General features: G+C 62.2%; 18 protein-coding genes. 13 read left to right on the top strand and 5 right to left on the bottom strand.

The features are described from left to right. From ACFPFG_RS23815 to ACFPFG_RS23845, 7 genes are all read left to right on the top strand, one after another. A complete protein-coding gene (locus ACFPFG_RS23815; protein WP_380108548.1) occupies positions 1-1,428 on the top strand; it encodes an O-acetylhomoserine aminocarboxypropyltransferase/cysteine synthase family protein in 1,428 nt (475 codons plus the stop codon). 36 nt (positions 1,429-1,464) lie between these two features. Next, the gene (locus ACFPFG_RS23820; RefSeq protein ID WP_380108550.1) at positions 1,465-2,568 is read left to right on the top strand and encodes an isopenicillin N synthase family dioxygenase; all 1,104 of its coding nucleotides are present in this window, start codon (positions 1,465-1,467) and stop codon (positions 2,566-2,568) included. 61 nt (positions 2,569-2,629) lie between these two features. After that, positions 2,630-3,442: a MetQ/NlpA family ABC transporter substrate-binding protein gene (locus ACFPFG_RS23825; RefSeq protein WP_012207412.1), complete on the top strand. Its 813-nt coding sequence runs from the start codon at positions 2,630-2,632 to the stop codon at positions 3,440-3,442. Between the two features lie 13 nt (positions 3,443-3,455). Next, positions 3,456-4,598 (top strand): methionine ABC transporter ATP-binding protein, encoded by a 1,143-nt coding sequence (locus ACFPFG_RS23830; RefSeq protein WP_380108553.1) that lies wholly within the window; start codon positions 3,456-3,458, stop codon positions 4,596-4,598. Next, positions 4,576-5,241 carry a methionine ABC transporter permease gene (locus ACFPFG_RS23835; RefSeq protein WP_380108555.1) on the top strand — a complete coding sequence of 222 codons (666 nt, stop codon included), beginning with the start codon at positions 4,576-4,578 and terminating at the stop codon, positions 5,239-5,241. The genes ACFPFG_RS23830 and ACFPFG_RS23835 overlap by 23 nt, the downstream gene beginning before the upstream one ends. A 111-nt stretch (positions 5,242-5,352) precedes the next feature. Then, on the top strand, positions 5,353-5,841 hold the full coding sequence (locus ACFPFG_RS23840; protein WP_012207409.1) for a VOC family protein: 489 nt from the start codon (positions 5,353-5,355) through the stop codon (positions 5,839-5,841). Positions 5,842-5,929: 88 nt separating this feature from the next. Continuing rightward, positions 5,930-6,868 (top strand): CysB family HTH-type transcriptional regulator, encoded by a 939-nt coding sequence (locus ACFPFG_RS23845; RefSeq protein ID WP_013800726.1) that lies wholly within the window; start codon positions 5,930-5,932, stop codon positions 6,866-6,868. Between the two features lie 20 nt (positions 6,869-6,888). On the opposite strand, the gene ACFPFG_RS23850 is transcribed toward ACFPFG_RS23845, so the two are convergent. The 5 genes from ACFPFG_RS23850 to ACFPFG_RS23870 all read right to left on the bottom strand — a co-directional run bounded on the left by ACFPFG_RS23850 (position 6,889) and on the right by ACFPFG_RS23870 (position 12,428). Beyond that, complete coding sequence (locus ACFPFG_RS23850) at positions 6,889-7,380, bottom strand: GNAT family N-acetyltransferase (RefSeq protein WP_047326490.1); 492 nt, start codon at positions 7,378-7,380, stop codon at positions 6,889-6,891. 72 nt (positions 7,381-7,452) lie between these two features. Beyond that, positions 7,453-8,571 carry a bifunctional nicotinamide-nucleotide adenylyltransferase/Nudix hydroxylase gene (locus tag ACFPFG_RS23855; protein WP_380108559.1) on the bottom strand — a complete coding sequence of 373 codons (1,119 nt, stop codon included), beginning with the start codon at positions 8,569-8,571 and terminating at the stop codon, positions 7,453-7,455. 46 nt (positions 8,572-8,617) lie between these two features. Beyond that, the gene (locus tag ACFPFG_RS23860; RefSeq protein ID WP_380108561.1) at positions 8,618-10,318 is read right to left on the bottom strand and encodes an NAD+ synthase; all 1,701 of its coding nucleotides are present in this window, start codon (positions 10,316-10,318) and stop codon (positions 8,618-8,620) included. Positions 10,319-10,347: 29 nt separating this feature from the next. Then, positions 10,348-11,547, bottom strand: coding sequence for a nicotinate phosphoribosyltransferase (pncB, locus tag ACFPFG_RS23865; RefSeq protein ID WP_012207404.1), 1,200 nt, complete (start codon positions 11,545-11,547; stop codon positions 10,348-10,350). Between the two features lie 56 nt (positions 11,548-11,603). Then, on the bottom strand, positions 11,604-12,428 hold the full coding sequence (locus ACFPFG_RS23870) for a cysteine hydrolase family protein (protein ID WP_380108563.1): 825 nt from the start codon (positions 12,426-12,428) through the stop codon (positions 11,604-11,606). A 303-nt stretch (positions 12,429-12,731) separates the two neighbouring features. On the opposite strand from ACFPFG_RS23870, the gene ACFPFG_RS23875 reads away from it, so the two are divergent. Genes ACFPFG_RS23875 through ACFPFG_RS23900 form a run of 6 tightly spaced genes read left to right on the top strand, consistent with a single transcriptional unit; the run spans position 12,732 to position 21,461 of the window. After that, positions 12,732-13,100 (top strand): DUF2304 domain-containing protein, encoded by a 369-nt coding sequence (locus tag ACFPFG_RS23875; RefSeq protein ID WP_312373946.1) that lies wholly within the window; start codon positions 12,732-12,734, stop codon positions 13,098-13,100. Further along, on the top strand, positions 13,097-14,542 hold the full coding sequence (locus tag ACFPFG_RS23880) for a mannose-1-phosphate guanylyltransferase/mannose-6-phosphate isomerase (RefSeq protein ID WP_183019487.1): 1,446 nt from the start codon (positions 13,097-13,099) through the stop codon (positions 14,540-14,542). The genes ACFPFG_RS23875 and ACFPFG_RS23880 overlap by 4 nt, the downstream gene beginning before the upstream one ends. Before the next feature lie 55 nt (positions 14,543-14,597). Further along, positions 14,598-15,425, top strand: a complete 828-nt coding sequence (locus ACFPFG_RS23885; protein WP_380108566.1) for an ABC transporter permease — start codon at positions 14,598-14,600, stop codon at positions 15,423-15,425. Beyond that, positions 15,415-16,824: an ABC transporter ATP-binding protein gene (locus tag ACFPFG_RS23890; protein WP_380108568.1), complete on the top strand. Its 1,410-nt coding sequence runs from the start codon at positions 15,415-15,417 to the stop codon at positions 16,822-16,824. Before ACFPFG_RS23885 ends, ACFPFG_RS23890 begins: the two co-directional genes overlap by 11 nt. Further along, positions 16,805-20,389 carry a methyltransferase domain-containing protein gene (locus ACFPFG_RS23895; protein ID WP_380108570.1) on the top strand — a complete coding sequence of 1,195 codons (3,585 nt, stop codon included), beginning with the start codon at positions 16,805-16,807 and terminating at the stop codon, positions 20,387-20,389. Before ACFPFG_RS23890 ends, ACFPFG_RS23895 begins: the two co-directional genes overlap by 20 nt. Then, complete coding sequence (locus ACFPFG_RS23900) at positions 20,376-21,461, top strand: glycosyltransferase family protein (protein ID WP_197955118.1); 1,086 nt, start codon at positions 20,376-20,378, stop codon at positions 21,459-21,461. The genes ACFPFG_RS23895 and ACFPFG_RS23900 overlap by 14 nt, the downstream gene beginning before the upstream one ends. Position 21,462: the final 1 nt, after the last annotated feature.

Here is a 21,462-nt window from a genome sequence, read left to right on the forward strand (position 1 = left end):
ATGACCTCAGCCACCGGCACCGAGTCCGCCCCGCACGACGCAGCCAGCGATGCGCTGTGGCAGCAGGACACCCAGGCACTGCACGCCGGCTATCGGGGGCGAGAACAGCAGCGCAGCGCGGCCGTGCCCATCTACCAGAGCACCTCCTTCGTATTCGACAGCGCCCAGCACGGCGCCAACCTGTTCGGCCTGGTGGAGGAGGGCGATGTGTACTCGCGCACGGCCAACCCCACGCTGGCGGTGCTGGAGCAGCGCATTGCGGCTCTCGAAGGCGGCGTGGCCGCGCTGGCCCTGGCCTCGGGCATGGCCGCCATCGACGTGGCGCTGGCTACGCTGGCCAGCGCGGGCGACCATGTGGTCGTGGCCTCGCAGCTGTATGGCGGCACGCACAACTTCATCGCCCACGTGCTGGCCTCGCGCGGCGTGCAGAGCACAGCCGTGGCCAAGGATGATTTCCAGGCGTTGCAACGGGCGATAGGGCCGCGCACCAAGGCCGTGTTCGTGGAGTCCGTGGGCAACCCGTCGGGCGGCATTGCCGACCTGCGCCAGCTGGCCGACATCAGCCATGCGGCGGGCGTGGCCCTGGTGGTGGACAACACCGTGGCTTCGCCGCTGCTGCTGCGGCCCTTCGACTGGGGCGCCGACATCGTCGTGCACTCGGCCACCAAGGCCATCGGCGGACACGGCAATGTGCTGGGTGGACTGATCGTGGACAGCGGCCGCTTCGACTGGGTGGCGCACGCGGGGCGCTATCCGCAGTTCAGCGCGCCCGAGCCGGCCTACCAGGGCTTTGTCTTCACCGAGAAATTTCCCGACCGGGCCTTCATCGCGCGGGCCCGTGCCGTGCTGCTGCGCAACTGCGGCGCGGCGCTGGCGCCGCACAGCGCCTTCCTGCTGCTGCAGGGCCTGGAGACGCTGGGCCTGCGCCAGGAGCGCGCCAGCCGCAACACGCTGGCCGTGATCGATTTCCTGCAGCGCCATCCGCTGGTGGAGCGCATACACCACGCCAGCCAGAGCGGCCACGCCGACCACGCCCTGGCGCTGCGCCAGCTGCGCGGCGGGCATGTGCCGGCGCTGCTGGGCTTCGAGCTGCGCGGAGGCCGGCAGGCGGCGCGTGCCTTCTATGACGCGCTGCGCCTGTTCCTGCGCCTGGTCAACATCGGCGACAGCAAGTCGCTGGCCGCCATTCCTGCCGAGACCACGCACAGCCTGCTCAGCGACGAGGAACTGGCGCGCGTGGGCATTGCGCCCGGGCTGGTGCGCCTGTCCATCGGCATAGAGCATCCGCAGGACCTGCTGGCCGATCTGGCGCAGGCGCTGGAGCAGGCGCAGGGCCATGCGGTGTTGGCTGCCGAACGCGAGCAAGACCGCGAACAAAACCGCGAGCAAGACCACGAGCAAGACCGTGATCAGCGCCTGGCGGCCTGAGCGCCCCTTCCTTCCCCCCTTCCCTGGCAGCACAGCATGAGCACCTTGACAGCATCCACCCTCGAAGCGCCGGCCGCCACAGCGGCAACCCCGACCCTGCCCGTCATCGACCTGCAGGCCCTGCGCGACCCGGCCACGCAGGCCCAGGCGCTGCGCCAGCTGGCGCGCACGGCGCGCGACACCGGCTTCTTCTACCTGGAAGGGCACGGCATAGGCCGGGACGCATGGCAGGGCATACAGCGGCGCGCGCGCGAATTCTTTGCGCAGCCGCTGGCCGACAAGCAGGCGCTGGCCATTGCCAACACGCGGCACTTCCGGGGCTATACGGCCGTGGGCATGGAGATCACGCGCCAGCGGCCCGACCAGCGCGAGCAGATCGACCTGGGGGAGGAATCGCCCGAGATTCCCGCAGGCCCCGGCGTGCCGGACTGGAAGGGGCTGCAAGGCCCCAACCAGTGGCCGCAGGCCTTGCCCGGGTTCCGCGAGGAGGTGCTGGCCTGGCAGGCGGCAGCGCATGGCGTGGCGCTGGAGCTGCTGCGCCACTTCGTGGCCGCGCTGCAGCTGCCCGAGGGCGCGCTGGACGCCCTGGTCAGCGGCCTGCCTGCGCATCGCATCAAGATCATCCACTACCCGGGCAGCGAGCTGGGCGCAGCAGGCCAGGGCGTGGGCGCACACAAGGACGGCGGCCTGCTGACCCTGCTGCTGCAGGACGAGGTGGGCGGGTTGCAGGTGGAGACGCCAGCCGGCTGGGTCGATGTGCCGCCGCGCGACGGGGCCTTCGTCATCAACATCGGCGAGATGCTGGAGCTGGCCACCAACGGCTATCTGCGCGCCAACGTGCATCGCGTGCTGGTGCCGCGCGCGGGCGTGCAGCGCTACTCCATTGCCTACTTCCTGGCGCCGCGCCTGGACCTGGGCCAGGTCCCGCTTCTGACCCTGCCGCCCGAGCTGGCCGTGCTGGCCACGGGGCCGCAGAGCGACCCGGACAACCCGCTGTTCAGCCATGTGGGCGAGAACGCGCTCAAGGGCCGCGTGCGCTCCCACCTGGATGTGGCCCAGCGCTTCTATCCCGAGCATTACGCCCGCCTGCAGGCCCAGGCCCGCGCCGCTGGCCGTGAGTTGCACCCCGGTGCCTATTGATCGATTCCTGTTGATGGGTGCCTGTTGATGGGTGCCTGTTGATTCTTGAAAGGACTGTGCGATGGACAAGCGAGTATTTCTGCGGGGACTGGCGGCGGGGGCCTCGGTGGCGGCGATGTCAGGCGCCATCCGGGCCGCGCAGGCCGGCCCGCTGCGCGTGGGCGTGCGCGGCGGCGTGGACGAGGAAATCTGGGAGGTGGTGACCCGCGTGGCACGCGAGCAGGGGCTGCAGGTCAAGCCCGTGGTCATCAGCGGCGCGGCCAGCCCCAACGAGGCGCTGAACAACGGCGACATCGAGGCCAACTCCTTCCAGCATGTGCCGTTCCTGCGCGACCAGAACCAGCAGCGCGGCTACCGGCTGGTGGCGGCGGGCGACACCTACATCTCGCCCATCGCCTTCTATTCGAAAAAGCACAAACGCCTGGCCGACCTGCCCGCTGGCGCGCGCCTGGGCATTCCCAACGATCCCAGCAACCAGACGCGCGCGCTGGTGGTGCTGCAGGACCAGGGCATCCTGAAGCTGCGCGAGGGCTTCGACCCCTTCAAGGGCACGGCGGGCCTGGCCGACATCGCCAGCTACCAGAAGAAGGTGCAGCTGGTGGAGGCGGCCTCGGTGGTGCTGGCGCGCTCGCTGGACGATCTCGATGCCTCGGCCATCGTCAACAGCTTTGCCTACCAGGCCGGGCTCATCGCTACGCGTGATGGCATTGCCGTCGAAAGGCGCGAGCGCAATCCCTACGTGAACATCATTGCCGTGCACGAGCGCGACCGGGCAGCACCCTGGGTCGCGGCCCTGCTGCGCGCCTACCAGTCCGAGCCCGTGCGCCAGTTCATCGTGAGCAGGTACCAGGGCTCGGTGCTGCCGGCCTTCTGAGGCGTGTAAGGCAATGAAGGTGGAACAGGCGGCGGCCGGCGAGCCCCATGCAATCGATGCGCTGCAGCGGCCGCACATCGTCTTCGAGGGCGTGCGCAAGCACTACCCGGGCACGGGCACGGGAAGGAGCGCGGGCGAGCCCGTGCACGCGCTGCAGGCGCTGAGCTTCGAGGTGGCGCGTGCCGAGGTGTTCGGCATCATCGGCCGCAGCGGCGCCGGCAAATCCACGCTGCTGCGCACCATCAATGCGCTGGAGCGGCCCAGCAGCGGCCGCGTGCTGGTGGACGGCACCGATGTCGCCACGCTGGACGAGGACGCGCTGGTGGCGCTGCGCCGGCGCATCGGCATGATCTTCCAGCACTTCAACCTCCTGTCCTCGCGCACGGTGTACGAGAACGTGGCCCTGCCGCTGCAGGCCGCGGGCTGGCGGCCCGCGCTCGTGCGCGCGCGGGTGGACGAACTGCTGGCCCTGGTGGGGCTGGCGGACAAGAGCGGCGCCTATCCGGCCCAGCTCTCGGGCGGGCAAAAGCAGCGCGTGGGCATTGCGCGCGCGCTGGTGCACGAGCCCGAAATCCTGCTGTGCGACGAGGCCACCTCGGCCCTGGACCCCGAGACCACGCAGTCCATCCTGGAGCTGCTGCGCGAGATCAACCGCAAGCTGCGGCTGACCATCGTGCTCATCACGCACGACATGGCCGTGATCCGCGAGGTCTGCGACCGCGTGCTGGTGCTGGACCAGGGCCGGCTGCAGGAGATCGGCGAGGTCTGGAAGCTGTTTGCGGCACCGCGCTCGGAGGCTGCGCGTGCGCTGCTGCGGCCGCTGCGGCAGGCCTTGGCGGCCGACCTGGAACTGGTGGCAGAGGCCGATGGCCCGGAGGCCGTCGCCGTGCTGGCCATCGGATGGGCCGACGGCGGCAGCCAGCAGGGCCTGCCGCTGGCGCAGCTCCAGGTGCTGGGCCCGCGTGCGCGCTTGCTGCAGGGCGGGCTGGACTGCATGCGCGGGCGTTCGCAGGGCCGCCTGCTGGTGGGCGTGCCGGTGCAGGATCTGCCGTCGCCACTCTCCCCGCTCTCGCCGACCGCGCTGTCTTCCCTTCAACAGGCGCTGGGCGCCGATTCACTGCAACTGCTTGGCCATGTCCCTGCCCCCGCTCGATAAATACCTGCAGGCCTTTCTGGAAACCCTGCTGATGGCGGGCGCGTCCTCGCTGATCGCCATCGTTGCCGGGCTGGGGCTGGCCATCGTGCTGCACACCACGGCGCCGGGCGGGCTGTACGCCAGGCCGCGGCTGTACCGGGGGCTGTCGGCGGCGGTGAACATCGGCCGGGCCATTCCCTTCATCATCCTGCTGGTGGCCCTGCTGCCGGTGACGCGCGCCATCGTCGGCACCACGCTGGGCACCTGGGCGGCGGTGGTGCCACTGTCGGCCAACCTGATCCCGTTCTTTGCGCGCATCGCCCAGGTCAGCTTGGGCGAGGTGGACGCAGGCCTGGTGGAGGCGGCGCGCGCCATGGGCCTGCGCCGCCCGCAGATCGTGCGCCAGGTGCTGCTGCCCGAGGCGCTGCCGGGCCTGATCGGCGGCATGACCGTGAGCGTGATCGCCATGGTCAATGCCTCGGCCATGGCGGGCGCCGTGGGGGCGGGCGGCCTGGGCGACCTGGCCATCCGCTACGGCTACGAGCGCTATGAGACGCGCGTGATGTTCGAGGTCATCGTCATCCTGGTGGCCCTGGTGTCGGTGCTGCAGTTCGGCGGCGAGTGGCTGGCGCGCCGTGCCGACCACCGGCGTTCGATCTCTTGAGATGATTTGGAAATAACAGACTGAATTTTTATTATTTTTGGTTTTTTCGACTTGTCTCGACAATGGCCTGCAGCAGCATTCGGGCTGCTGATTCTTTTCCGAGACGCTTCGATGACCCACACCACACGCCCCGCCTGGCCTTCCCCTCTTGCCGGCCGCACTGCCATGAAGCCGGGCGTGGCCATCGTCTGTGGCGTCCACCATGTCCAGCTGTCCTTCCCGGCGCGCGCCCAGGCGGCCATGGAGCGCTTTTATGGCGAAGTGCTGGGCCTGTCTGCCCTGACCGTTGCCGGGCGTCCGGGCCTGAGCTTTCTGGCCGGCGGGCAGCGCATCGATCTGGTGCCCTACAAGGGGCAGTCCGGCGGCACCGAGCGCGCGGCGGGCAACCTGGTGCACCTGGCGCTGACGGTCAGCGACGTGGATGCGCTGCGCCAGCAGTTGCTGGTGCACGGCGGCCTGGCGCTGGAGGTGGCGCCCGTGAGCGAGGGCCGGCGCTGCTATGCGCGCGACCCCGCAGGCAATCTGATCGAGCTGCTGGAGCTGCCCCGCGAGGCAGCGGCCGATGCCCCGGACGAGCCGGCCGTGGCCTGTTCGGCCTGAAAGCCTCTGGCCGTCCCCCTCTCTCTTTCCTTTCTGCTTTTGCCTTCCACAGGCCCGGGCCGCACCGGCTCCGGGCGGAGCCTTGCCCATGAACTTCCAGCAACTGCGCTATGTGCGCGAAACCGTGCGCCGCGGCTACAGCCTGACCGAGGTGGCCCACACGCTGCACACCTCCCAGCCCGGCGTGAGCCGGCAGATCCGCGAACTGGAGGAGGAGCTGGGCGTGGAGATCTTCATCCGCGCGGGCAAGCGGCTGACCGGGCTGACGCCGCCCGGCGAGGCGCTGCTGCCCATCGTCGAGCGCCTGATGCTGGAGGCCGACAACCTGCGCCGCGTGGGCGCCGACTTCAGCGCCAGCGAGCAAGGCCGGCTGTCGATTGCCGCCACCCACTCCCAGGCCCGCTATGCGCTGCCCCATGTGGTGCGCGACTTCCGCCAGCGCTATCCGCAGGTGCGCCTGCACCTGCACCAGGGCTCGCCCGAGCAGGTGGCGCAGATGCTGCGCAGCGGCGAGGCCGACATCGGCGTGGCCACCGAGGCGCTGGCCGGCTATGAAGGCCTGGTCGCGCTGCCCTGCTACCGCTGGACGCACGGCGTGGTCGTGCCGCCCGGCCACCCGCTGCTGCAGTCGCAGCAGGCGCTGACGCTGGAGGCGCTTTCGCGCTTTCCCATCATCACCTACGAGCAGGGCTATACGGGCCGCGCCCACATCGACGAGGCCTTTGCGCGCGAGGGCCTGGAGCCCGACGTGGTGCTGACGGCCATGGACGCCGACGTGATCAAGACCTATGTGGAGCTGGACATGGGCGTGGGCATCGTCGCCTCGGTGGCGCTGGATGCCGAACGCGACCAGGGCCTGCGCACGCTGGACGCCGGCCACCTGTTCGAGGTCAACACCACGCGGCTGGGCCTGCGCAAGGGCGCCTGGCTGCGCGGCTATGCCTATGCCTTCATCGAGACCTTCGTGCCCACGCTGACGCGCGAGGTGGTCGAGCAGGCCGTGCGCCAGGGCGTGGAGCCCGAGTAGGCAGACAAAGGGGGCCGGCCTCAGCCCGGCTCGCGCGCCATCTCCAGCAGGGTGTCGCCCGTCACGCGGTAGCGGATCCACTCGGTCTGGGGCAGGGCGCCCAGGCGGTCGTAGAACTCGATGGAGGGCAGGTTCCAGTCGAGCACGCTCCACTCGAATCGGCCGCAGTCCTTCTCGACGGCGATCTGCGCCAGGCGGCGCAGCAGCGCCGTGCCCGCGCCCAGGCCGCGCGCCTCGGGCGTGACGTAGAGGTCTTCGAGGTACAGGCCGTGGCGGCCCTGCCAGGTCGAGTAATTGAAGAAGTAGACCGCAAAGCCCACGGGCTGGTCGCCATGCAGGCAGATCAGGCCGAAGACGGCGGGGTTGTCGCTGAACAGGGTGCGCTTCACATGCTCTGGCGTGGCCAGGACTTCATGCTCGGCTTTTTCATAGACGGCGAGTTCGCGCACGAAGCGGACGATGAGCTCGGCGTCATCGGGGGTGGCGGGTCGGATCTGTAGGGTGGTAGTCATTCAAACGCGGGGGAGCACGGGAAGCCCGGAAAAACGGTATTGCGGCGCAAGATGGCGCCGTAATCTCCGGTTTTAGCCGATTTTCGCGCCCGTGTCCGCCAGGGGCTGTTGCACCGGAAGGGGCAGGAACTGGCGCAGGATCTGGAAGTGGTCCTCGAAGAACGCGCTCTCCATGGCGGGCAGGTCGCAGACGGCCACCCAGCGCGCCAGTGCCGCATCGTCGCCGCCCTGCACGGGCGGCAGCGAGGGCAGCACGCCCAGGTCCAGGTAATGCACATGGGTGATGGTGCGCCCGCGCAGGCTGCGGTCGGGGTGGTCGAAGACCTGCACGGACTGCAGGGCGGCCTGCAGGTCGGCCTCGCTGAGCGTGGAGCAGGTCTCCTCGCGCAACTCGCGCAGGCAGGACTGCCACAGCGTGTCGCGCGGCTCCAGGAAGCCGCCCGGCAGCGCCCACAGGCCCAGGCCCGGGGCATGGCCGCGGCGTATCAGCAGGATGTGGTCCTGTTGCGCGTCTTCGTGCGGCACGCGGCAGCGCAGCAGTGCGTCCACGGTCACGAAGACGGGCGGGTAGGGCGCCGCAGCCCAGGCCTGGCGGTACCGGGCCAGCATGCGCCATTCCTCGCACATCTGCGCATGGGCGGGCGTGGTGGCCCATTGGCGCAGGAACTGCAGGGTGGCGGGCGGAACCTGGGCGGCCAGGGCTTCGAAGTCCACGCCGGATTCGCCGAAGTAGATGTCGCGCAGCGGCGTGGCGTCGAACTGGCCCAGGCGCGGCAGGCTGATCAGCTGCCAGCGCGGAAAGCGCGCCAGGTAGCCGCTGGTCGCGTCCTTGAAATGGCCGACCAGGGCCACGCTGGCGCCTTCGGGCACGCAGGATTGCACGGCCTGCTGCACGGCCTGTACCCACAGCGGCTCGTTGTAGTAGTCGCGCACGGGCACGCAGTGCAGGCGGGCCGCATCGGCCGGCGGCAGCGCCTCGCGCAGCATCTGCGCGCGCTCCTGCCAGCTGAAGGGGTTCTTGGGGTTGGGCGCCTGCCAGGCGCTGCCCAGCACGACGACGATCTGCTCGGCACGCTCCAGCGCCGCGCGCAGCAGTGCCATGTGGCCGTTGTGCAGCGGCTGCAAGCGCCCGATCAGCACGGCGGTGTGCACGCGCTCGCTGGTGGCCGGGGTTTCGGTGGGGGCGTCCATGGCGGCAGTCTCTTGCATAAACAGGCTCGGTGGCTTCACTCTGGCTTCATTCGTAGTGGGCGGCAATGGGCATCTGGCGCCCCGTGCCGAAGGCGCGCGGGCGCACGCGCAGTATGGGCGGGGCCTGCCGGCGCTTGTACTCGCTGCGGAAGATCATGCGCTTGACGCGCTCAACCAGTTCGGCCCCGCCGGGCTGGCCCAGCAGTTGGGTCACAAAGCGCTCGGCCGTGCCGTATTCGGCGGTGGACAGGTGCCGGCCCTCGATGGCGTATTTGAGGATTTCGTCCAGCACCGCATAGGGCGGCAGGCTGTCCTCGTCCTTCTGGTCGGGCGCCAGCTCGGCCGACGGCGGCTTGTCGATGATGGCCTGGGGAATCAGCTCTCGGCCCGCACTGTGGTTGATGTGGCGAGACAGCTCGAAGACCTCGGTCTTGTACAGATCGCCCAGCAGGCCCAGGCCGCCGTTGGTGTCGCCATACAGCGTGCAGTAGCCCACCGAGATCTCGGACTTGTTGCCCGTGGTCAGCAGCAGGTGGCCGAAGGCGTTGGAGTACTCCATCAGCGTGGTGCCGCGGATGCGTGCCTGCAGGTTCTCCAGCGGCAGGCCCTGCAGCGGCTGGCCGAAGCTGGCCTCGAACTGTCGCGCATAGCCGTCGACCAGTTCGCGTATCGGGTGCTCGTGCAGCGTGATGCCCAGGTTGCGGCACAGGATCACCGAGTCATCGACCGAGCCGCTCGACGAAAAGCGCGAGGGCATGGTGACGGCCACCACGTTGTCCGCGCCCAGGGCCTCGGCCGCCAGGGCCAGGGTCAGCGCGCTGTCTATGCCGCCCGAGCTGCCGACGACGGCGCGCGTGAAGCCGCAGCGGCGCGCATAGTCGCGCAGGCCCAGCACGATCTGGCGGCGGTAGAACTCCATGGTGGGCAGGCCTGCGGCCGTCACGCTCATGCAGGGCTGGCCGGCTGCGTCGAGGAAGCGTCCGTCGTCGAACTGCAGCGTGCGCAGGTCTTCGACAAAGCGCTCGGCCTCGAAGACCACGCCGCGCCCGGGCTCCACCGCGAACGAGGCGCCGTCGAACACGATCTGGTCCTGGCCGCCGATCTGGTTCACGTAGAGGATGGGCAGGCCGTGGCGCGTGGCCGCCTGGCCGAAGATCTCGTGGCGCTGCTCGCGCTTGCCCAGGTGGCTGGGGCTGGCGTTGATGCTGACCACCAGGTCGGGGGCGGCGTCGGCCATGCGCGCGAAGGGGTTGGTGGCGTAGTCGGCCCCGGCGTCGTTCCAGCCGTCCTCGCACACCAGAAAGCCCACCTGGGCCTGGCCTATGCGCAGCACCTTGGCCGCGTCGGGGCCGGGCTCGAAGTGGCGGCGCTCGTCGAAGATGTTGTAGGTGGGCAGCAGCTGCTTGTCGTAGCGCAGGCGCACGGCGCCGTCCTTGAGCACCAGCAGGCTGTTGTGCAGCGGCTTGCCGGGCCCGCTGGCGCGCGTGGGTGCGCCGATGACCCAGTGCAATTGCGGCCACTGGCGCGTGGCCTGCAGCAGCTGCTGCAAGCCTTGCTCCAGGCGCTCGCGAAAGGCGGGCTCGTCCAGCAGGTCGCCAGGGTAGTAGCCGCACAGCGACAGCTCGGGAAAGACCAGCAGGTCGGCCTGCGCGTGCGCGGCGCGGGCAGCGGCCTCGGCCATGCGGGCCACGTTGCCGGCGATGTCGCCGACGGTGGGGTTGAGTTGGGCAATGGTGATGCGCAGCATGAATGGAGCCTTGGCGGTGTCAGGCGGTGTCAGACGGCGACAGGCTGGGCCAGGCCGAAGACCTGGCGCAGATAGGCCAGATAGGTTTCGTCGTTGCACAGCGTCTTGCCCGGCGAGTCCGAGATCTTGGCCACGGGCTGGCCGTTGGCGTGGGTGAGCTTCATCACGATGTTGATGGTCTCCAGCCCCATGTCGTTGGTCAGCCGCGTGCCGATGCCGAAGCCCAGCTGTATGCGGTCGGCAAAGCGCTGGTACAGGGCCAGGGCCGTGTCCAGGTCCAGCCCGTCGGAGAACACCAGGCGCTTGGCCTGGGGGTCTATGCGCAGCTTCTGGTAGTGGGCGATGGCCTTCTCGCCCCAGGCATACGGGTCGCCCGAGTCGTGCCGCAGCCCGTCGAAGAGCTTGGCGAAGTACATGTCGAAATCGGCCAGGAAGGCATCCATGCCCACGGTGTCGGTCAGGGCCACGCCCAGGTCGCCCCGGTACTCCTGCACCCAGTCCTCCAGCGCGGCGATCTGGAAGTCGCGCAGGCGCACGCCCTGGGCCTGGTAGCTCTGCAGGTACTCATGGGCCATGGTGCCTATGGGCACGATGCCGAAGTCGCGCGCCAGCAGCACGTTGGACGTGCCCTTGAACCACTGCGCCGTCTGCGTGGCAAAGGCCTGGACCACCTCGCGCTGCCAGGCGCCCGAGAAGCGCCGGCGCACGCCGAAGTCGAACAGCTCGAAGGGATTGCGCAGCCTGGCCTCGCAGGCCAGGTGGCGCAGGCGCTCGATCTTGCCGGCCAGGCGCCTGCGGCCTTCGGCCAGCGCCGCCTCCGCGTCGAAGCGCCGGAAATACAGCTCGTTGACGATGGCCAGCACATAGATCTCGAAGCCCATCACATGGACCTGGGGGCCCTTGGCCTCGATGTGCAGGGTGTCGCCATCGGCCCAGGCACGGATGAAGGCGCGCTGGAACTGGAAGATGCGCAGAAAGTCGATGAAGTCGCTCTTCATGAAGCGCAGCCCGCCCAGGTAGGCCAGGTCTTCGGGCGTGAAGCGCAGCGCGCACAGGGCGTCCAGCTCGCGCTCCACCTCGGGCAGCAGCTCGGCCAGCGGGAAGGCCGTCTTCGTGCGGCAGACGAATTCGTATTCGGCCTCGGTCTGGGGATTGCGGTGCAGCATGGCCTGCCACATCGTGAATTTGTAGAGATCGGTGTCGAGCAGGCTGGTGATGATGGGAGCCATGGTGCGATGCTGGGGAAACAGGAAAGGAGGCTGCGCGCGTGAAGGCGGTCCGGCCCCTACAGGTGGAGTTCCTGGCTGGAGGCCAGCCGCAATCCGCGGGCCTGCATGGCTGCCAGGAAATCATGGTGCGCGGACTCGAAGCCCGGCACCGGGCTCATGGCGTCGTGCATCAGCACGATGCGCTCGGGATGGGGAAGGTGCTCGACCAGATGCTCGACCGTGGAGCGCACGCAGTGGCTGCTCGCCTCGCCCGCGACCACCAGCAGTCCGGCACGGTCCAGCCGCTCCAGCAAACCGGTGTTCAGCAGGGTCGCCGGATCGGCAGTGTCCGGCACCTCGGCCTGCAGGGCGCTGTAATGCTCGGTCCAGGGATTGAGCCCCTTGAAAACGTTGCATACGGCGCGCTGGCGCTGCTGCTGCCAGTCGCCACAGGCCGCCAGCACATCGGCATGGATACCGTGGCCCCAACTGCCCACTTCGCAGTGCACGGGCCAGACCATCAGCGTGTAGCGGCTGCTCGCTTCGAGTGCATCCAGATAGTCCAGGCTGCGCTGCAGCGCCTCGGCGTTGCGCGGCCGGAACACGCCCGCCCGCACCTGTGCCGCCGTGATCGCGGTGAACGGCGCCACATCGCCGCCATCGCCCTGCTGCCAGAAGGCAGGGTGGGCGATGTCGTAGCGCTGGTGCGAGTCCAGCGTCACCGTGATGGCGTCCACCTTCGCTGCCTCGCGCCGAATCCATCCGCCCAGCCGCTGCATGTCGGCATGGGCGCCAGCCACGGGCAGGCTGGGGCGTTGGCGGCCGGGGCACCAGTCGTCAGGCAGATCGCAGAAATCGTTCTGGGGGTCTATGAGCAGGAGGTGGAGGGTGGGAGATGGCATGAGTGGTTACTCGCAAGCAAGCGCTTTGGAGCGTGCCGAGAATCAAGGCTTCAGTGTAGTGCGGCAACAGTCCAGGCCGTTACCCTCTGCCCGGTGTGGTCAGGCTTGCGCTGGCGAAAACAAAGGGGCGCGACCCTGTCAAAGAAAGGGATGGTGCAGCAGGGGCTGGCAGCCGGCAGCACATGATGCGGAACCTACAATGGGGAGTTTTACGTATTCCGTGGGCGATTGGAGCGTTTCAGGCCGTCATTTGCCCAGTCTTGCGGCGCGATTGGCTACTTTCGGTAGGTTTTGATTATCACCATGGTATCCCTTCAGATAACAACGACTTTCATGGGTGTGGGATTGGCTGCGCTGATCCTGTACCTTATTCGCCGCGATCATCTGTATCTCATGCATGGCCTTTTCTGGGTGCTGGTTGCCGCGGCAGCCGTCGTGCTGGGGGTCTGGCCGGGGATGATCAACCGTCTGGCAACGGCGCTTGGCATCAGCTATCCGCCCGCCATGCTGCTGCTGCTGGCCTGCATCGTCTTGTTGATCAAGGCCTTGCATGCCGATATGGTCAACACCCGCATCGAGCGCGATGTGCGGCGGCTCAATCAGCGGCTCGCGATGCTCGAGGCGGATGCTGCGGACCTCATCCAGGCCCCGACCGAACCCCCGACCCCATGACATCCGCCCTGCTTCCCGTCATCTTGTGCGGCGGCTCCGGTACCCGCCTGTGGCCTCTTTCGCGCGAAGCCTATCCCAAGCAGTTTCTTGCAGTGACAGGGGCGGGCATTTCTCTGTTGCAGGACACCGTCAGGCGGCTCGACGGTCTGGCGCCCCACATTCCAAGGGCCTCGCCGATCGTGGTGTGCAATAGCGAGCATCGATTCTTGGCGGCCCAGCAATTGCAGGAGGCTGGCTTGCATGGGGCCAGGGTCGTGCTGGAGCCCGTGGGGCGCAATACGGCGCCCGCACTGACACTCGCCGCCCTGGTGGCCGATGCAGACGATGTTCTGCTTGCCATGCCGGCCGACCATGTCATCCGTGACCTGGAGCGGCTTCACCACGCCCTGAACACTGCCTGGCAACTGGCTCGGCAGGGGTCCATGGTGACTTTCGGTGTCGTGGCGGATCGACCGGAGACAGGGTATGGCTATATCCAGAAGTCCCTGGCAGTGGAAGGCTTCGACGCTTTTGCCATCCGGCGCTTTGAAGAGAAGCCCAGTCTGGATGTGGCCCGGGCCTATCTGGAAAGTGGCAATTACCTGTGGAACAGCGGGTTGTTCATGGTCCGGGCAGGACAATGGCTCAAGGCCATGGCCGCGCTGCAGCCGCAGATGCTGCGGGCATGCCAGACTGCCGTCGAGCACAGCAGCCGCGATCTGGACTTCATCCGACCTCAAGGCGATGCTTTCAGCGATTGCCCTTCCGACTCGATCGACTATGCAGTCATGGAGCATCTGCCGGGCCGCCTGGACTTGGGAATTCCAGCCCATGTGGTGCCCCTGGATGCAGACTGGTCCGACCTCGGCGCCTGGGACGCCTTGTGGGAGGTGCTGCCTCACGATGCCCGAGGCAATGCCCATGCCGGTCAGACCCTGGCGATCGATACCCAAAACAGCTTGTTGTTCTCGGAGACCTGCCTTGTCGCCACGGTGGGCCTGGACAACATTATCGTGGTTGAAACAGCCGATGCCGTCTTGGTGGCGGACAAACGCCGAACACAGGATGTCAAGAAAGTCGTTGCCGAATTGAAGGCGCAAAACCGCCAGATGGCTTCATCGCATCGCAAGGTGCACCGCCCTTGGGGCTGGTACGACCGCATCGATGGTGGTGAGCGATTCCAGGTGAAGCGCATCGTCGTCAACCCCGGCGCCAGCCTGAGTCTGCAGATGCACCAGCATCGGGCAGAGCACTGGGTCGTGGTCAAGGGCATGGCCGAGGTCACGCATGGCGAGCGCAGCTTTCAACTGCGTGAAAACGAATCTACCTATATCCCCGTACGGCATCTCCATCGATTGAGAAATCCAGGTCTGGAGCCATTGGAAATCATTGAAGTGCAGTCCGGCGATTATCTGGGCGAGGATGACATCGTGCGTTTTGATGATTTCTACGGCCGGGGCTGACGACCATCGAAATGGATGGCCGGAGATTGATGAAGAATAATACAAAGGATATCGGATGAATCCTCATGCTGCTCGATCGGTGTCGCCGCTGGAGCTAATTAAATCTATTGCCGTCAATCGCAGCTTGATATTCAGCTTGATAGAGAGGGATATATTTGGCCGCTATCGAGGTGCAACGCTGGGCTTGTTGTGGTCTTTCTTCAACCCGCTGCTGATGTTGATTGTCTATACATTCGTGTTCAGCGTGGTCTTCAAGGCGCGCTGGTCTGGAGGGACTGACTCGAAAACGGAATTTGCAATGATTCTGTTTTCTGGCTTGATGGTTTTCAATATATTTTCCGAATGCATAGGGCGTGCGCCATTGTTGGTCGTCAATAACGTCAATTATGTCAAGAAAATAATATTTCCGCTGGAAGTGCTGCCTCTCGTTGCACTGGGTACTGCTTTTTTTCATTTTATTATCAGTGTATCTGTCTGGATGGCTTTTTATCTCATATTTTTTGGAATTCCTCCGCTGAGCATGCTGTATCTGCCAATCATTCTTCTTCCTTTGATTCTTCTGATTATGGGTTTTTCGTGGATACTGGCATCGTTGAGTGTCTATCTGCGTGATATCGTGCATGTCGTGGGGGTGATCACCACGGTGATAATGTTTCTGTCTCCTGTTTTCTACCCGGTTTCCACGCTGCCTGAAAAATATCAGGCCATCGTCCGTTTGAATCCACTTGCAGATATTCTGGAGCAGGCTCGGGGTGCAATGATCTGGGGTCGTGGGGTTGATTGGTTGAATTGGACATTGCAGATGTGTGTCGCAGCCGCGATCGCCTGGGCCGGATTTGCCTGGTTTCAGAAGATGCGGAAAGGCTTTGCCGATGTCATCTGATATTGCGATCAAGGTTGATGGGCTGAGCAAGTGCTATCAAATCTATGACCAGCCTCGTGACAGGTTGAAGCAAATAGTCCTCCCCAGGCTGCAGAAAATTGCAGGCATGCCGCAGAGGAATTACTATCGTGAATTCTGGGCTCTCAGGGACATTGATTTTGAAGTCAGGAAGGGCGAGGCGTTCGGTATTGTGGGGCGCAATGGCGGTGGAAAAAGCACACTGCTTCAAATTATTACAGGAACGCTTGATCCGACGCGGGGAACTGTTGAAACATTCGGGCGGGTTGCGGCACTGCTTGAGCTTGGATCAGGGTTCAACCCGGAGTTCACGGGCCGAGAAAATGTGTATTTGAATGCCCTGATGCTGGGGATGAGCCGCGACGAGGTCAATGCACGGTTCGATAGTATTGCGGCATTTGCGGATATAGGCGGATTTCTGGACCAGCAGGTCAAAACCTACTCCAGCGGGATGCTGGTGCGCCTGGCTTTCGCCGTTCAAGTGCAGCTTGAGCCAGATATTCTGATTGTCGATGAGGCGCTTGCTGTAGGGGACGCACTTTTCCAAAAGCGCTGCTTTCGTCGTATCGAAAAACTGCGCGCAGATGGCGTTACCTTGCTCTTTGTCTCACATGATCAGGAGGCAGTGCGAACGCTGACGGAGCGGGCAATCCTGCTCAAAAGAGGAACATGTGTCTCTTCTGGCGCTTCATCCCAGGTGCTGCTGGATTACAGAAGGCTGATGCATGAGGAAGAGTCTGCCTACTTCATTCAGGCGATGAAAGATATTCAGTTGAAGACTTCCAGGGTGGGGGCGGATTCCATTGATTCATCATCTGGTGCGTTTCTGTCGGGAAATGGAGTCGAGCAGGGGTCCCCGTCTGAGCCAACAGATGATCTGTCGTTTGGAGATGGTGGCGTCGAGATATTGACAACGACGCTGTTTGATAGCGATGGAAATCCGGGGAGCGTGTTCTATCCGGGAGATCTTATTCGTGTTCGGATGGAGTGCCTTTCCAGGATTGAAGCAACGAATCTGAATGTTGCCGTAAGGGTTCGCAATCGTGAGGGGATAAAGATATATTCCTGGGGGACCTTGAATCAAGATATGCGAATCATGGCAAGCGGCTCGGATGAGCTGATATTTTGGAATAGACGATTCAACGCTGATGAAAAGTTTGTCGTATGGCTGGAATTTGATTGCCGATTAGGGACGAATCTTTATGAAATCCAGGCGGCGATATCTCATGAAGAGAGTCCGGACTATGGGGCGCAGCGGATTCTCCATTGGAAGGACGAGGCTGCTTTCTTCCAGGTGTTGATGCGTAAGAATGAGTATTTTTTTGGTGGACTGACAGATTTGTGCATGACGGCGAGGTGGGATGATGCAGAGCAAGAATGAACTTGACTACAAGACTCTCTATGATGGCTATTGGCAGCGTTCTGATCGAGTCGGCGAGCGCAGCAGTGATCTGAAAAAAACAGCCCGATTGATTGCAGAAACCTGTGGATATGGATCTGCCATTGATATCGGCTGTGGAGAGGGATATCTGATTGAAGAGCTTCTTTCGCTGGATATCGATGCGGTAGGCATGGATATTTCATCTGTCGTGGTGGAGCGTGCAAATGCACGATGGAAGAATCGATTTTTCGAAGGTTCGGTCCTGTCGATTCCATTTCCTGATGAACATTTCAATGCTGTTGTTTCGACAGATTGTCTTGAACACCTGGCTCCGGAAGATGTTCCGGCAGCGCTGCGTGAGATGTATCGTGTTTCTTCGCGTTATGTTTTCCTGCAGATAGCAACCACACCAGACCGTGATGGCCATTGGCATCTGACAATCGAGGGGCGCGCCTGGTGGGAGGATCGGTGTTTCGAGGCTGGGTTCCGGAAGCATCCTCTTTACTATTGCATCAACGATTACGAAGCGCTTAATAAGGATGGGTGGCAGGTATTTGTCACTCTGGAAAAAATACCGGCCAAGGCACTAGTGGAGTTCGATCTCTCCGTGCTTGAAGAAGAAAAAATGCTTCACAATGACATGCTGCGGGTGACTGGAAGAAGGTCCGATGCCCACTGCATTCGCTATTACAAGGCATGCGATTTCATCCGCCCTGGAGACCAGGTCCTTGATGTGGCATGTGGATTGGGTTATGGGAGCCATATTCTCTATAACGTATCCAAAGCCAGATCAGTCATTGGCGTGGACCTCAGTGATTTCGGAATTGCCTATGCGCAAGCCAACTATGGGCAGCTGGGGGGGGTGGATTTCAGGTGCGGCGATGCCCAGGCGCTGAGCTCCATTCCTGACAATAGCATTGACTTTATTGCTGCTTTCGAGACGATCGAGCATGTTCCAGAACCGATGGCATACCTTCGGGAATTGAAGCGCGTGCTCAAACCTTCAGGAAGGGTCATGGTCTGCGCTCCAAACAACTGGGTTGATGAAACGGGCAAGGACCCCAATCCGCATCATTTTCATGTCTATACCTGGGACCGCCTGGTTGCTGAGGTAGGGCAGTTCTTTCTGCTGGAGCAAGGGTTCCTGCAAACAGCAGGAGGTGCGCTCAAATGTCCAAATGGAAGCCGCAAGTGGGTCAATGTTCCGGCCGATGCAACACCTGAGCAAGAGTCTGAGTGGGTGCTTTTGCTGGGGATGGCTGATCCTCTTGAGGGTAAAGGCATTCCATACGAAGAAACAGCATGGAGATTGCCAGAAGACCCAGGTTTCAATGTGGCAGCCTTTGCGCGTGACTATCAGAATCCCTGGCTGTTGAAGGGGATGGTAACGATCGGCATGCGCATGGGCTCCAAGGATCGACTTGCAGACATGCAAGAACGTGTCCTGGCCTCTTACGATCCTGAGTCGGTGGATTATGGTGCGGCCCTGTGTGGTCGAATCTATTTTCATATCGAGCAGCCAGAGATACTGGAAACCACGGTCAAGGACCTTGAGGAGGACGTTCGCAGATATGCCTCAATTTCGCTGCCAACGGCCCATCAGATTCGTTGGCAAGTATCTTTGCTGTTCGCCGCAGGGGAGTTGGCCCGAAAGCAGGGTCGAACTGGCGATGCATCTTTCTTTTACTCGGAATGCGCCAAGATAGATGTATTGCTCTACAGCCCGATACTTGGAAACAAGACATTGGATGCATTGTTCTGTCTGGCAAGATTTGCTCTCCAAAAACGTGATCTGCCTGCTGCAAAACAGTATCTGTTGCGCTCGATCGACGAGTGCCAGCGCCTTTCGTCCGGATCATGGGTAAACATCACAGGCGAACAGTCGGGGCCTTTGCCATTCGGTCTGGCAGAGATGTCTCAACTTTTTGACAAGGCAGCCCGAGCTGCATATCTCCTGTCTGCGTTGGACAAGGCAGATCTGTCGTCACACTTGCTCTTCAGGGAATCAACTGGCTTTTTTGAGCGACAGATCATTCATTACAAGAATTGGGGTAATGAATACTATGAATATTCAAATCGACTTTTGAATGACCGCAAGAAGTTCGAGGTCGAGAGAATGGCCGGTGTATTCAACCTGCGAACGGCGGAAGGGGGCAAGGAAGGAAGGTTGGAGCGGGTCGTTAAAAATGTACTATGGCGCTATAGCCAGTTTGCTGAAGTCAGGTCTGAGCTGGGCCTGGGAGGGGCCATTCGGCATACATTTGGGTTTTTGCGGGATAAGCTGTCTATTTCCCAGGCAAGTAGGCCCGAGCCACATGTCAAGCCTCCGGAGGGGAAGGCTCCGTCTGAGGCATCGATTGGGTTCGTGAATCTTGATTCGGACAAGGCGCGTTCAGCCGGCTCGACGCAGCAGGTGATAATGCTTGTCGATGCATTTCATGATGGTGGTGTCGAGCGAGTCGTGATTGACCTGTGTCTGAATTTTCGTCAAGCCGGAATTCAATGCAAGATTCTGGTGGCAAAGGATGGCGGGCGAAGTGCTGCAGAAGCGAGATCGCACGGCATCGACGTCATGGAACTGCACCAGAACACAGAAGCTCTGAGATCAGCCATAGCCAAGTCCGTCAATACGGTAGCTATTACCCATCATTGCTACTTTTCTCTGGATTCATTCCGGGTAGCTGGCATTCCCGTGCTTGAAGTGATTCACAATGCATATTATTGGCAAAGAGGAAGCAGGGCTATCGCGGATATGCGTAGAAATGATATTGATCATTTCATTGCAGTATCCGGATTTGTTGAAAAATTCTCCACGGAGGAGTTGGGCATCGATGCTGCAAGGGTGTCGCTGATAAACAATGGACTGAATAATCTGGATCTGATTCGGCCTCCTTTGGATTTGCTGCGAAAGAACAGGCTGGAGACAAGAAGTGCTCCTGTGTTGCTGCATATTGCAAATCTTCACCCGCAGAAGAACCATAGGCTGATTGTGAAATCGTTTGCCCGGATAAAGCAAAAATATCCAGATGCACGACTTGTGATGGCGGGATCCATGGATGGTTATCCGGATATTTTTTCAAAATTGAATGAAGACGTCGAACGATTGGGGATCTCCGGGTCTGTCACGCTTGCTGGCGCACTGTCCAGGCGTGATCTGTCCAAGCTGATGGCATCGGCCCATGTTGGCATTCTTCCTTCCGTCTTGGAAGGCTTTAGCATCGCCACGCTTGAATTGTCCTTCTTTGGCCTTCCCGCAATTCTGTCCGCGACAGGTGCCGCGCAGGAGTTGCAGAAGGCTTATGGGCATGTTCATATCGCACAGGGCTGTGCGCTTTCCCAGAAGGAGCTTGATATCAGGAATGTGGACGGATTCCTGACAACGATGCCCGACTCTGTGGTTGATTCGCTTGCTGAAGCCACATTGAAGGTATTGGATGAATACCCTGAGTATCTGGGGAAGGCTCTGAATGCGGCCGAACAATTTTCCGAATACTCGATCGACAGCACGGTTGGGAAGTACATTGGCCTGCTGCAATCGATGAGAAAATCTCGTGAATATGTTTGAAGATATAGAGATCGCAATAGTCGCGCCATTTCCATCGAGAAAGAGGGTGAAAGAGGGCTGGATGAGCCGGATTGGCACTGTGGACGAGATTATCAAGCAGCGTGCACGACTCTATATACATATATCGCAAAACAATTCCTCGGAAGCCAGTTTTTCCAAGGTGGAAGAGAACGCGTGGGAGATCTGCATTTCACCAGGCAGTCCCGACTACAAGGGGGTCTTGGACAGTATTTATGAATCGGTGAATACTGTATATATACATACCATTCACCTTGCCGAGTTCATTGTGCCGTGGTTGGACTCCGGGAAGTGCATTGTTGATTTTCATGGAATCGTTCCGGAAGAGGAGGTGATGCTTGGGCGTCCTGAACTGGTAGAAAAATACGAAGCCATTGAGCAGGAGGTTCTCCGAAAGGCAAAAGCCTGCGTGATGGTGACACGTGCCATGCAAAAGCACTATCGGGAGAAGTATCCGCTGATCAATCCAAAGGTGATTGTCTTGCCGATCGTTGAGGAAATGCATTTTCCAGCCAACGTGGGTGATCCCAAGGGCGAAAGTGAACTCCCCGTCCGGGTCGTATATGCGGGAGGTATACAGGTTTGGCAGAATGTAGACGCCATGCTGGAGCTTGCTGCCGTGGCTCATGGCGTGGCTGATTTTCAATTTCTTTCACAGGATTGGAAGGCAATCGAGAAAGATGCAAAAAAGAAGCCGCTGCCAAGGAAACCGAAATTCAAATTTTGCCCAAAGGAAAATTTGGTTCAGGAGTATATGAATCATGACTTTGGCCTGGTGCTTCGTGATGACTCCGCTGTGAATAGGGTGGCCTGCCCAACCAAACTCTACGAGTATATGGAGATTGGCTTGATCCCCATCGTTCGCTCTCCCATGCTGGGGGATTTTCTCGAATTGGGGTATGCGTATGTGACAGAGAATGAGTTCGAGGCGGGATTTTTCCCCGATAGAGTCTCCAGGGGAATGATGCAAAAAAAGAACAAACAAGTGGTGCGGGCAATGAGGGAGATGTTCCTGGCCGGTGCATCCGATCTTCGCTCCCGATTGGATGCCTAGA

The sequence above is a fragment of the Delftia deserti genome (assembly GCF_042653485.1).
Lineage (GTDB): Bacteria > Pseudomonadota > Gammaproteobacteria > Burkholderiales > Burkholderiaceae_C > Comamonas > Comamonas acidovorans.

Bases quoted from the DNA above. Each gene is read 5' to 3' on its own strand.
- ACFPFG_RS23815 (WP_380108548.1), top strand. From the start codon at position 1: ATGACCTCAGCCACCGGCACCGAGTCCGCCCCGCACGACGCAGCCAGC.
- ACFPFG_RS23820 (WP_380108550.1), top strand. From the start codon at position 1,465: ATGAGCACCTTGACAGCATCCACCCTCGAAGCGCCGGCCGCCACAGCG.
- ACFPFG_RS23825 (WP_012207412.1), top strand. From the start codon at position 2,630: ATGGACAAGCGAGTATTTCTGCGGGGACTGGCGGCGGGGGCCTCGGTG.
- ACFPFG_RS23830 (WP_380108553.1), top strand. From the start codon at position 3,456: ATGAAGGTGGAACAGGCGGCGGCCGGCGAGCCCCATGCAATCGATGCG.
- ACFPFG_RS23835 (WP_380108555.1), top strand. From the start codon at position 4,576: ATGTCCCTGCCCCCGCTCGATAAATACCTGCAGGCCTTTCTGGAAACC.
- ACFPFG_RS23840 (WP_012207409.1), top strand. From the start codon at position 5,353: ATGACCCACACCACACGCCCCGCCTGGCCTTCCCCTCTTGCCGGCCGC.
- ACFPFG_RS23845 (WP_013800726.1), top strand. From the start codon at position 5,930: ATGAACTTCCAGCAACTGCGCTATGTGCGCGAAACCGTGCGCCGCGGC.
- ACFPFG_RS23850 (WP_047326490.1), bottom strand. From the start codon at position 7,380: ATGACTACCACCCTACAGATCCGACCCGCCACCCCCGATGACGCCGAG.
- ACFPFG_RS23855 (WP_380108559.1), bottom strand. From the start codon at position 8,571: ATGGACGCCCCCACCGAAACCCCGGCCACCAGCGAGCGCGTGCACACC.
- ACFPFG_RS23860 (WP_380108561.1), bottom strand. From the start codon at position 10,318: ATGCTGCGCATCACCATTGCCCAACTCAACCCCACCGTCGGCGACATC.
- pncB (WP_012207404.1), bottom strand. From the start codon at position 11,547: ATGGCTCCCATCATCACCAGCCTGCTCGACACCGATCTCTACAAATTC.
- ACFPFG_RS23870 (WP_380108563.1), bottom strand. From the start codon at position 12,428: ATGCCATCTCCCACCCTCCACCTCCTGCTCATAGACCCCCAGAACGAT.
- ACFPFG_RS23875 (WP_312373946.1), top strand. From the start codon at position 12,732: ATGGTATCCCTTCAGATAACAACGACTTTCATGGGTGTGGGATTGGCT.
- ACFPFG_RS23880 (WP_183019487.1), top strand. From the start codon at position 13,097: ATGACATCCGCCCTGCTTCCCGTCATCTTGTGCGGCGGCTCCGGTACC.
- ACFPFG_RS23885 (WP_380108566.1), top strand. From the start codon at position 14,598: ATGAATCCTCATGCTGCTCGATCGGTGTCGCCGCTGGAGCTAATTAAA.
- ACFPFG_RS23890 (WP_380108568.1), top strand. From the start codon at position 15,415: ATGTCATCTGATATTGCGATCAAGGTTGATGGGCTGAGCAAGTGCTAT.
- ACFPFG_RS23895 (WP_380108570.1), top strand. From the start codon at position 16,805: ATGATGCAGAGCAAGAATGAACTTGACTACAAGACTCTCTATGATGGC.